Annotated in this window: 3 protein-coding genes; all 3 read left to right on the top strand. The window is 64.4% G+C overall.

Features of this window, described 5'->3' with window-relative positions:
- The first annotated feature begins 113 nt into the window (after positions 1–113).
- Positions 114–335 (top strand): hypothetical protein, encoded by a 222-nt coding sequence (locus RBA40_RS31655; protein WP_306652739.1) that lies wholly within the window; start codon positions 114–116, stop codon positions 333–335.
- 184 nt (positions 336–519) lie between these two features.
- Positions 520–2,253 carry a ShlB/FhaC/HecB family hemolysin secretion/activation protein gene (locus tag RBA40_RS31650; protein WP_306652737.1) on the top strand — a complete coding sequence of 578 codons (1,734 nt, stop codon included), beginning with the start codon at positions 520–522 and terminating at the stop codon, positions 2,251–2,253.
- Between the two features lie 69 nt (positions 2,254–2,322).
- The coding region (locus RBA40_RS31645; RefSeq protein WP_306652736.1) for a two-partner secretion domain-containing protein at positions 2,323–12,713 on the top strand (10,391 nt) is incomplete at its 3' end.

The following is a 12,713-nucleotide window of genomic DNA, read 5'->3' as shown; positions in this document are numbered from 1 at the left end:
CTTTTGACCGTCCGCCAACCCGCCGAACACGGTCCATTTGGCAAATCCCACGTTATCTACTTCGCTACAGCACAACCTTGGCAAAGGCCGATGTGTACCCCCATGGGTGGTCCATGGCCGGGATCGCACTGGTTTGCCTCTCGCCTGCCGCCTGGACAGATGAGTTGCTCGGCGAAGTCGCCAATCACTGGCAGTTACAAAATTGTGTTGTATTTATGCTGCAAAAAAAGAAAGGCGTAAGTGAGGAAAGAAATGCCAATTTGCAATCACAATTAACTATGGAGGTAGCATTTTTACACTGTATGGTGCCCCAGTGCATTCAAGGTAAATTCTGATCAATATCAAGAATTGGCGAGATATTGTATTTAAACAATTTCTTAGGTGCACGCATATCTGCTAAAATGCTCGATTCGTTACGATTTGTGCAACAGCCCAGCCCATGTAGATGGGCTGTCGCCGCCCGCCATGCTTCCTACTCAAACTAATATATCGCCTTGTTTCACCCTTCGCCGCAACAGCTTGGGTTCCCTCGTGCGCACCGCGCTGTTGCTCATGTCGGCGTCCGCCGCCTCGGCGCAGCAGGTTCCGGCGCAGGGCGCGGTCACGCTCAATCCGCTCGACGTTGCGCAGGAAGGCATCCGGCGCCAGGAGGAACGCACGCGCGAACAGCAGCAGCAATTGCAGACCAAGGCCGACCTGCTGCAACCGGCGCAAGCGGCCAGCGACATGAGTAAGTTGCCAATCGAGAAACCCTGTTTCGTCATCGGAACTATTACTGTCGGTAACAAACAGGAGCTCGACTCGATGGCATCAACCGTGGCGCCGTTCGTCGGCCAGTGCGTTGGCGTGCAAGGCGTGCGCCAGATCGCCGCCGTGCTCGACGCCAGGCTGATCGCGCTGGGTTACGTCACTACACGGGTCAGCCTGCCGCAGCAAAACCTGAGCGAAGGCAAACTGGTGTTCGCGCTGCACGTTGGCCGTGTCGCCGGCGTCAAGATGGTCAAAGCCGGCGTGCCGGGCGACGTGGTGGACAATGACTGGGGCACCTGGAAGAACGCGTTCCCCCTGTCCGCCGGCGACATGCTCAACATCCGCGACCTGGAGCAGGGCGTCGAGCAGATGAAGCGCTTGCCGAGCCAGACTGTCACTACCCGCATCGAGCCGGGCATGGATGCCGACACCAGCGTCGTGCTGGTCGAGCGCACTTCCGCTACCTTGCTGGAGCGCACGCGCGCCTCCATGACTCTGGACAACTCCGGCTCGGAAGCCTTGGGCCGTTCGCAGTTGTCCGGTTCGCTGTCGCTCGATAACGCCGCCGGCCTGAACGATATCCTCAGCCTGAGCAGCAATATCAATGCCCAGCAGCCCAAGCGCGACCATCGCAGCTACAGCCTGTCGGCCAACTACAGCATTCCCTGGGACTACCACACCTTCAGCATGTCGCACAGCAGCAGCCGTTTCGCCCAGTTCGTGCAAGGAACGACAGCGCGTTTTCTATCCAGTGGCAGCAGCAAGACGGCCGAGGCCAGGTGGAACTACCTGGCGTGGCGCACGGCGTCGGCCAAGGCCGGCGTGTATGCCGCCATCTCGACCCGTCGCGCCCAGAGTTTTCTCGATGACGTGGAGTTGGTCGTGCAGCGCCGCCGCACCACCGGCGCCCAGGGCGGCGTGACCCTGAAGCAGTACCTCGGCCAGGGCATGCTCGACCTCGACCTGGGCTATCGCATGGGCGTCGGCCTGGGCAGCGCGGAAGACGATTATCCGAGCGCGGCCGACGGCGGCCTGACCCTGCGCCCGCGCATCGTCAGCCTGAATGCATCCTACAGCCAGCCGCTCAAGTTGGCCGACCGCGCGCTGCAGTACAGCGCCAGCCTGCGCCTGCAAAAGACCAGCGACATGACACTATCGGCCGACCAGATCAGCATCGGCGGGCGCTACAGCGTGCGTGGCTTCGACGGCGACAGCGTGCTGCTGGCTGAAAGCGGCGCGATCCTGCGTAACGACCTCTCGACCGGCTTGCCATCGATCGCCGGGATCGACAGCAGCGCTTTTATTGCACTCGATGTCGGCAAGGTATCGGGGCCCAGCACCCTTAGCCTGGTCGGCGATACGCTGGCCGGCCTCGCGGCCGGCATACGCGGCAGATGGAAGGGCCTGGTGTTCGATGTCAGCCTCGCCACCCCGGTCAGCAAGCCGGAGCGTTTCAAAACGCGCTCGCTCACGCCTTATGTATCGATCACGTATTCACGCTGATCGACGCAGTTCCAGGCAGTTAGTCCCCGCAGCACACCGTTTGACGCCGTTCCGGCACCCAAGGACCTCATGAAATCACCAATCCGCCATTTGTTGAAAAGCAAACAATCCACCCTGACAGCAGCCGACCGCCTAATCCAGGCGCAGCTGGAAGAGCCGATCGATGGCGCGGGCCGCACTGGCCGGCCATGGACACGGACGGTGGCCAGGATGATGATCGTGCTGCAGATCCTGCAGACGGCGCTGGTGGCGGGGCCGGCTTACGCGCAGGTTGTAGCCGCGGGCAATGCGCCGGCCGGGCAAAAGCCGCTGGTCGATGCGGCCGCCAACGGCGTGCCAATCGTGCTGATCGCGCCGCCGAGCGCGGCGGGCGTGTCGCACAACCGCTACGACCAGTTCAATGTGGACAAGCAGGGCCTGATCCTGAACAATAGCCGCGACAATACCAGCACCCAGCTCGGTGGCATCGTCAACGGCAACATGCAGCTTGGTACGACCAGCGCGCGCATCATCCTGAACGAAGTCACGTCCGGCAATCCATCGCGCCTGAACGGCTACATCGAAGTTGCAGGGCAGCGCGCCGACCTGGTGATTGCCAATCCCAACGGCATCAGTTGCGACGGCTGCGGCTTTCTCAATACCGCCGGCCGCGCCACACTCACCACGGGTACGCCGCAGTACAACAGCGCCGGTCAGCTGGACAGCCTGAACGTGCAGCGCGGCGTGATCACCATCGGCGCTGGCGGTTTGAATGCGAGCAATGTCGAGCAGCTCGACCTGCTGGCGCGCGGCATCGTCATCGAAGGTGAAATCTCGACCAAGAATCTGCAGGCAGTCCTTGGCGCCAACAAGGTCTTGTACGGTACGCTCAAGGCCACCCCGCAAGATGGCTCGGGCAACGCGCCCAGGTTCGCGATCGATATCGCCGACCTGGGCGGCATGTATGCCAACCAGATCTATCTGGTCGCCACTGAAAAGGGTTTGGGCGTCAACAGCACCGGCCGCATTGCAGCGCTGACGGAAAACCTGACCCTGAGCGCGCAGGGCGACCTGACCCTGAAAGACAATTACAGCAAGAAAGATGTCGACCTGACCAGCAGCGGCAAGGTGACCCTGCTTGGCCAAACCAACGCCGAGCGTGATGTGCGCATTGCCGCGGCCGAGCGCGTTGCCATCGACAGTGGCGCCGTGCTGCGCGCCGAGCAGGCCGTATTGCTGGGCACCCGTCAGATCGACCACAGCGGCAGCCTGATCCAGAAGTCCGCCAGCGAAACGCTGGTGCTGGCCGCCGAGCGCATCAACAGCAGCGGCAGCATCTATTCAGCGACCGGCCTGACCTTGCAGGCCAACAGCATCGATGGCAAGGGCGGCGTGCTGCAGGCTGAGCGCGCCCTGAACGTGACGGCCGACAGCATCGCTGCCGACCAGCAGCAGTGGGCCGCCAACGACGCGGTCACGGTCAGGGCTGGCCAGATTCGCGTGTCGGACAGCGTACTCGCGGCCGCAACCGATCTGACCATGAACGCCGCCGGAGCCCTGAACGTGCAGGGCAGTCAATTGACTGGCAAGAAGGCAATCGATCTGCGCGGCGCGGGCGTGAGCACCGCCGCTGCGACCGTGTCGGCGGCATTCATCGTGGTGGATGCCGGCAAGGGCAAGCTGGACAATACAGCTGGCGTGATCTACGCGACCGGCAACATCGATGTGCGCGCTGTCGGCATCGACAATACGCGCGGCAAGATCGTGGCGACCGACAAGCTGGCCTTGCATGCCGGTGGCGGCGCGCTCGACAACACGGGCGGCACGGTGGCATCCAAGGCTGCCGTGTTCACCGGCGTCGGCAGCATCCGCAACCGCGAGGGCACCCTGTCCACCACCAGCGACCTGGTGCTGGACGGGGCCTTCGACAACAACAAAGGCAAGCTGATCACCGCCGGCGCGCTGACGTTCGCCGGCAGCTCGCTCGATAACGCCGGGGGCGCCATTCAAGCCGGCCAGGCCGTCAAGCTCACTGCCAGCGGCCTGATCGACAGCGCCGCCGGCATCATCCAGAGCACGGGGGCAGGCGTCACGATCAAGGCAGACCGCCTCGACAATACAAAAGGCGCGATCGCCGCGGCCACGGACATCGGCATCGATGCCCAGCGTTTGCTGGGGCGCGATGGCGAAGTCAGCGCCGGCGGCACGCTCGCCGTCACGGGCGCCACGCTCGACTTGGGCGGCGCCAGTCTCGCCAGCAATGGCATGCTCGATCTTGCGGCAAGCGACATCGTGGCCACCGCAGCCAGGCTGCAAGCCGGCCAGGCACTGACGCTCAAGGCAAACAAGCTGTCCGCCGCCGGCGCCTCCCTGGCTTCCGTTAACAATGTGGACGTGGCCGTCACGGGCGACGCCTGGCTGGACAAGGCCGCGATTGCCGCCAACGGCAACGTCGGCCTCAGCAGCCGCAACCTGCACGCCCAGCAATTGCTGGTGGAGAGCGGCGCCGGCGTCGCCATCAAGGCCGATGGCGTCGACCTGCGGGACGCCAGCCTGTCCGGCGCGCGCGGCCTCACCCTGGACGCCGGCAACTTGCTGATGCAGGGCGGCAGCGCCATTTCCGGCGGCAAGCTGACCGTTACCGGCCAGAGCCAGCAGGGCGGCAAGCTGTCCGCCGCGGGCGATGTCGATATCCGCATGCAAAAGCGGCTCGACCTGACCGGCGGCGCCATCCTCGCCGGCGGCGATATTGCCGTGCGTGCCGAAGGCATTGTCACCGACCGGGCGCAAGTGGGCGGCAAGCACATCGTGCTCGACGCCGGCCTGGAACGCATGAGCAACGTCCAGGGTACGGTCGTGGCCGAGTCCGGCGGCACGGGCACCCCGGCGCTGGTGGTGCGCGGCAACGGCATCGATAACAGCCGCGGCGTATTGTCGTCCGACGCGCAGGCCGTGTTCGACGCAAAAAGCCAGGTGTTCGATAACAACGGCGGCAATGTCGTCGTGGCCGGCGACATGGATTTGTCGGTGGGTACGCTGAAAAACCGTTTCGGCAGCGTGGCCACGGGCAGCAGCATCGTCATGCGCGGCAATGATGTCGACAACACCGACGGCCAGCTGCGCTCCGGCAAGGACGTCATCATCGAAGCGAGCGGCCAGCGCCTCGGCAACGACCGCGGCCTGATCGAAGCGCAGGGCGCCATGACCCTGGCGGCAGCCGAACTGACCAATATCGGCGGCAAGCTCGCGGCCGACCAGACCCTTACCCTGACGGCGGGAGCACTCAACAACAGCGGTGGCGCCGTGGCAGCCGGGAAAGACCTGACCCTGAGCGTGGGCGGTGTGATCAACAGCGCCAACGGCAGCCTGCGCGCGGGCGGCCCGGTCAGCATCAGCGCCCAGCGCCTCGACGCGGCCGGTGCGCAGATCTCGTCGCAGGCGCAGATCGTGATCGCCGCCGGCCAGGGGATTGACCTGGACAAGGGCGACATCAAGGCCGGCGGCAACGTCGATCTGTCCGCCGACAGGGTGCAAGCCGGCGGCGCGACCATCATCAGCAACGGCGCCATCGCCGTCACCGGACGCGACAACGTCAGCCTTGCCGGCGCCGACATCAACGCCAACGGCGCGGTGGCGATCAAGGCCGGCAAAGGCGCCAGCCTGCAGGGCACGCAGATTGCCACCAATGCCGAGCTGCAAATCAATGCCGCGAGCATCGATGCCGGCGCCAGCCGCCTGTCGAGCGCAGGCGACCTGAGCTTGCAAGCGAGCACAGGCGGTATCGTCCTGGCTGGCGGCCACCTCGCCAGCGGTGCGCGCCTGCAGGTCGACGGCAAAGGCATCGACGCCGCCAACGCGACCCTGGCAGCGAAGAACGATATCGCACTCGATACCCGCGGCGCGGACTACACGGCGGACGGCAGCCTGCATCGCAGCGAGGCTGGCGGCATCACGGTCAAGGCCAACAACATCCACGCCGGCGGCAGCGCCGGGCTGGCGGCCAACAGCGGCTTCATCGCCAAGGGCGCCATCGTGCTCGATGCAAGCGGGCTGATCGACGCCGCGAATAGCAGCGTCTCTTCCGGCAGCAATGTGGTGCTCAACGCGGGCAAGGGCATCAGCGTCGCTGGCGGCGCGGTATCGGCCATGGGCAGCGCGACGCTCTCCGGCGCCACCATCGACAATGCCGGCGGCGCGATCGCCGCCAACGGCGCGGTCACGCTGGCCGCCCACGACGGCGGCATCGACAATGGCGGCGGCAGCATTCTGGCGCGCGGCCAACTGACATTGCAGACCCGTACTGGCCTCGACCGCATCGCGGGCAAGCCGGTGACGGCTGGCGGTGCCACCGACCTGAACAACAAAGGCGGCTCGATCGTCGGCGTGGGCGGGGCCGTCATCAACAGCGGCAGCATCGACAATAGCGGGGGCAAGATTGCCAGCGGCGACAATCTGGTACTTGACCTCGACAACAGCGACTTCAAGGGTGCCAAAGGCAGCGTGCTGAGCGAGAAGGGCCTGACCCTGACGGCGCGCCAGATCGACCTCAGCGGCGGTCAGCTGCGCGCAGGCAAGGGCGTGACCATCTCCGGCGACGCGATCGTGGCGCAAGGCACGGTCATCAGCGCCGCCGCCGGCGACCTGCTGATCGACAGCAAGGGCAGCGATGTCGACGCCAGCGGTGCCGACATGCTGGCCTTGGGCCTGCTGAGCCTGAAAACAGGCGCGGCCAACCTGGCGCAGGCCACTCTGTCGAGCGGCGCCAACACCAGTATTGCCAGCGCGGCGCTCGACGCGCGCCAGGCCAGCATCCAGGCTGGGGGCGATATCGCCATCGGCAGCAGCGCGGCGATCAACGCCCAGGACGCCGCAATGAACGCCGGCGGCAAGCTGGGCGTGACCGCTACCTCGCTCAAGGGCGGCCAGTATTCGGCATTCAAGGACTTGACGGTCGTCACGACCGCCGGCATCGACCTGGGCAAGAGTACCCTGCCGGGCGCGCAGGGCGGCGCTTTCCTCACCGACGCCGCATTGTCGGTCAAAGCGCAGGGCGTTGTCCTCGATGATGGCCGGGCCATCGGCAAGAACGTCACGCTCGACGTCGGCAACGGCGTACTGAGCAATCGCGGCGGCACCATTCTCGCCACCGATGCCGCCGCCAATGCGCCGGCGTTGAAGCTCACCAGCAATGGCATCGACAGCACGGGCGGCAGCATTGTCAGCAATGGCGACCTGGTCATCAACAGTGGCAGCGGCACCCTGGACAACAGCAAGGGCACGATTGGCGCCCTGCGCAAGCTCGACGTAGTGGCCGGCAACCTCGGCAACGCGGGCGGCAGCGTGGTGGCCAACACGGCGCTCGCGATGCACGTGCAGGCGCTGGACAACCAGGCCGGCAAGATCCAGGCCGGCACCAGCCTGAACATCAAGGCGGGCGACATCGACAACCGCGCCGGCACCCTGGTCGGCAGCACCGGCATCGACCTGACGGCCGGCAAGGTCGACAGCGGCGCCAAGGCGCTGATCGGCAGTAACGGCAACGTCACCTTGCATACCCAGGGACTCGACAACAGCGGCAGCCAGGTCACGGCCGGCGGCAAGCTGGCCATCGATACCGGCACGGCGGGCACCATCACGAACGTCAAGGGCAAGTTGACCAGCGAGGGCAGCATGACCCTGGCAAGCGCGGGCGAGCTGGATAACAGCAGCGGCACCATCGCGGCGGGCGAGGGCCTGGACGCGCAAGTCCAGGGCGCGCTGGTCAACAAGGCCGGCAACATCGTTGCCACCAAGCAGATCGGCCTGACTGTCACTGGTCCGCTCTCCAATCAGGGCGGCGCGATCCAGGCGGGCACCGACATTCTGCTCGGCACGACCAAAGGCATTGACAACGATGCCGGCAAGCTGATTGCCAACGGCGCGCTCGGCATCCATGCCGCATCGCTCACCAGCAAGAACGGCTTGATCAGCGCAGGCAAGGACTTGACGGTCGACCTCAAGACCCTCGGCGGCGCGCTCGACAACCAGGGTGGCCAGATCCAGGCCAGCGGCGCGGCCAGCATTGCGGCCAAGGGCGTGGGCAACGTGGACGGCATCATCATCGCCAACCAGGATCTGGTGCTCGACGCCGGCAAGGCGCTGCTCGATAACCGTGGCGGCATCGTGCAGAGTGCCAAGGCATCGGTCGCGATCGATGCCGGCGACATTGCCAGCCAGGGCGCGGGCAGCGCCATCGTGGCGGCCGGCAACCTGACGATTGCCGGTGGCAATATCGACAGCAGCAAGGGCCTGATGAGTGCGGGCAAGGACCTGTCGCTCGTCGCGCAGGGAGCGCTCGGCAATGCCCAGGGCCGCATTACGGCCGGCGCCAACGCGACTGTGCAGGGCAAGGGTATCGACAACAGCGGCGCTCTGCTGAGCGCAGGCAAGAGCATGACCGTGCAGGCTGGCAGCGGCGTGCTGGTCAACAGCGGCGCCAGCATACTGGCGGGCGACGCGCTCACGCTGGGCGCGGGCAGCGTACAGAATGTGGGCGGCACGCTCGCATCGAACGGCGACCTGAACCTGGTCTCCGCTGCCGGCGGCACGGTCGATAACAGCGCCGGCACCATCCGCAGCGCGCAGGGAAGCGTCAGCCTGACGGGCGGGCAGTTGCACAATGGTGCCATTGGGACCGGCGCGCCTGCCGCTGGCGGCATGATCGCGGGCGGGAAGGACGTGACGATTGCCGCCAATGGCGCGCTGGGCAACCGCGACGGCAGCATCGTGGCGGCGAACAAGCTGACCATCGGGGCGAGCGGCGCGCTCGATAATACCAACGGCAAGCTGACCGGCGCCAACGCGCTGGCCGTCAGCGCGAATGGCATCACCTCGGTCAGCGGTTCGATGCTCAGCAATGGCGCACTGAGCGCCAATGCGGGCACGGGCGCGTTCGACAACCGCAAGGGCGTCATTTCCGGCGGCGGCAGCACTACGCTAAATTCGGCCGGCCGCTTCGACAATACCGACGGCAAGATCACCACCGGCGCCAATCTGGTGGCCACGACCGGCGCGTTCGACAATGTGCGCGGCCTGGTCAGCGCGCAGGGCGGCGCCAGCCTCACCACCGCGGCCTTCGATGGCCGCAAGGGCGAGGTCATCGGCCAGCAAGCGCTGACGATCAATACCCAGGGCGCGCGTTTCGATGGTTCGGGTGGACGCTTTGCCAGCAATGGCGGCGTGACCCTGGCCACCGGCGACGCTGTTTTGACCGGCAGCACCATTGCCGCCGGCGACAGCTTCGGCATCCAGTCATCCGGCCCGACTTCGCGCCTGGACGCCGACGGCATCCAGATCGCCGTCACCAAGAACATCACCATGACGGGCGCGGACGTGGCACTGAACGGCAGCAATCTGCAGGCAGGCAATACGATTACCGTGGCCGGCACCAAGGTCGGCTTGAACAACGCGGTGCTGGCGGCCAACACCGCCGTCAATGTCAGCGGCACCGATGTGCAGGCGGCCGCCATCAACATCAGCACGCAGGGCGATATTTCCCTGCAATCATTCAATACGCTCGACTATCGCAACGGGCAGTTCGCTGCTGGCAATAACGCCGCCATTTACGGCGGCGGCCTGGTGGCGACCTCCGGCGCCAAGCTCGCGGCCGGCAAGCGCCTGTCGTTCGGCATGGGGCAGCAAGCTGTCGATTTCAGCGCGCTCGACTTTACCTATCAGTTCGGGACGGACCTGTTGGTGCAAGCCATGGGCATTCGTACCGGCGGCGTGGCGATCAGCGGCGACAACCTGTTCTTCGACGCCGGCACCGGCGTACTCGACAACACTTACGGCACCTTGTCCGCCACCGGCGTGGTCGAATTCAAGGCCCGCGGCATGATCAACAGCGGCGGCCTGATCGCGGCGGACCATCTGGTCTCGCTCGACTCGGGCATGGGCGCCATGATCAACGATGGCGGCACCATCACCAGCGCGGCCGGCACGATCGGCATCGCCGGCAGCGACCTGCTCAATAAAGGCGGCAACATCACCGCCGCCGACACGGTCAATGTCTCGACGATTGGCCTGACGGACAATGCCGGCGGCAATATCGTGGCCGATGGCGAAGTGAGCCTGTACAGCGGCACGCTGGGCAACGTCAAGGGCCAGGTGGTCAGCAACAAGGACAAGGTTACCGTCAACGTCGGAACGTTCGACAACAATGGCGGCGTGGTCAGTGCCAAGACGGCGCTCGATGTCACGACCAAACTTGAAGTGCACAACATGGGCGGCAGCCTGGTTGCCGGCACCGACGCGACCATTATCGGCAAGAATGGCGTCAACAATACCGGCGGCCTGATCGGCGCGGCGCAGAAGGTGGTGCTCAGCAGCAGCGCAGGCATCCTCATCAACCAGGATGGCACGATCCAGAGCGACAAATCGACAGTCGAGATCGACGCAGCCAAGGGCATCTGGAATCAGAAGGGCGATATCTATGGCCTGACGAGTGTGCACGCAAAGACCGACGCCGACCTGCTGAACATGCAGGGCGGCCGGATTGCCAGCCAGGGCGAGGTCAAGCTCGGCAGCCTCAAGGGCAAGCTGGACAATGCTGACGGCGTGATCAGCTCGGGTACCGATCTGATCGTCGCGGCCAAGGACGTGAACAATGCCGGCGGCGTGCTGTCCGGCTTGAAATCGGCCAAGGTCGATGCCGACAGCGTCAGCAACAATGCCGGCGTGATCGAGTCGGGCGTGGGCGGTATCGCCATCGCCGCCAAGACCCTCACCAACGATCACAGCGGCACCGAGCGCGGGATCGTCAGCGAGGGCGATATCACGATCACCGGCGGCAGCGTCAAGCAGAACGGCGGCTACATCGGCGCCGACGGCAAGCTGACCATCGACGGCACCAGCATCGACAATACCGGCGGCTCGACCATGCTGGCATTGAAGGCGCTGAGCCTGACCGGGTCCAGCGGCATCAATAACCAGGACGGCAATATCAAGTCGGCGCTCGACACGACGCTCAAGGCGCCGGTACTGAATAACGTCGGCGGCACGGTGTTTGCGCACAACAACCTGGTGGTTGACGTGGCGGCGATCGATAACAGCAATACCAACAACGGCGCGTTCGACAAGGGCTTGCTGGCATCGAACACGGTGACCGTGAATGCGGCCACGGTGGGCAACGTGAACGGCGCGATTGTGGCGCTGAAGAACCTCAAGGTGGCTGGCACGACCAGCATCGACAACAGCGGCGGCCAGCTGAGCGGCGAAGAAGTCACCATCGACACGGCTGACTTCATTAATACCAGCGGTCGTACCGATGCGACCACCAAGCTGACGGCGAACATGAAGAAATTCAGCGCCGACGGCGTGATGGCGTCCACCGGCACCTTGCGCCTGGTCATGGATGGCGATTTCACCAACATTGGCACGGTGGCGGCCGAGAATAATCTGGAGATTATTCTCAATAACGGCAAGTACACCAACGCCAACAACGGCACGATCAGCGCGGCCAAGGACCTGCGCCTGTCGGCCACGGAACTGAATAACTACGGCTCGATCAGCGCGACCAATACCACACTCGATGTCGACACGTTTACCAATGCCGTCACCGGCGTGGTCAATGCGATCGGCACCACGACTGTCACGGGTGGCGACACTTTCAATAGCGGGCGGATTTACGGCGGCAACGTCGTGATGGGCGGCGCGGTGACGAATGAGAAGGATGCCACCATCGGCGCGCGCGATACCTTGACCATGAGCGGCTGGTTGATCAATAAGCAGGGCGCGAATGTGATCAGCCTTGGCAATATGACGCTGGGCGACGTAGTTAATGCCGGCGCGCGGATCGAATCGGGCGGCAGTCTTGACATTGGCACGTTGAAGAATCTGAACTGCGTCAGCGGTGGCGGTGGCAATGGCCAAGGCGCTTCAGACTGCGGTGCATATGGATTGGAGGGTGGGATTGGATTCCAGGATCAAACCACCGTCCACGCAGTGAACCGCGTGACGATTACCCCAAAAGGTACCAATAACGAGTACACGCTCGACCCGTTGTCTTATTACACGGACGATCAGCACTACTATATCCATCCTGACGCACTGCACGACAAGATCGAGGACTACACCAAGAAGACAACCGATACCCGGACCACGATCGAGTCGGTGATGACCAAATCGAATGCCGGAGTCGTCACTGCCGCAGGCAATATTTCGGCGGCGAGTGCCATCAACATCGACAGCCAGATTATTGCTGGCGGAAGTATTGGTATCGGCGGTGGGGCCGAAGTTGGCAACGGCGTGGTCAAGACGCCAGGCGACACTGTCAATATTTCGACCCAGGGAACCAGGCAGGTTACCGACTCGGGAGTGAAGTACTCAACAGAGGTTGTGTCGTCCGGCTTTAGTGGCCACAAGCGGACGTATGGCCCTGAGCAGGCATTCCAGGATGTCGGCCCAACGACTTCCATCGATCTCTCTGGCGTTCTTTACGATAG

Origin of the sequence: Massilia pseudoviolaceinigra (assembly GCF_030846505.1) — a bacterium.
Classification (GTDB): Bacteria; Pseudomonadota; Gammaproteobacteria; order Burkholderiales; family Burkholderiaceae_D; genus Telluria_A; species Telluria_A violaceinigra.
The sequence above is the reverse complement of the archived record's forward strand: the minus strand, read 5'-3'. Positions and strand labels throughout refer to the sequence as shown.

What these genes read in the sequence shown, in the direction of transcription:
- RBA40_RS31655 (WP_306652739.1), top strand. Translation starts at nt 114, where the DNA reads ATGGCCGGGATCGCACTGGTTTGCCTCTCGCCTGCCGCCTGGACAGAT.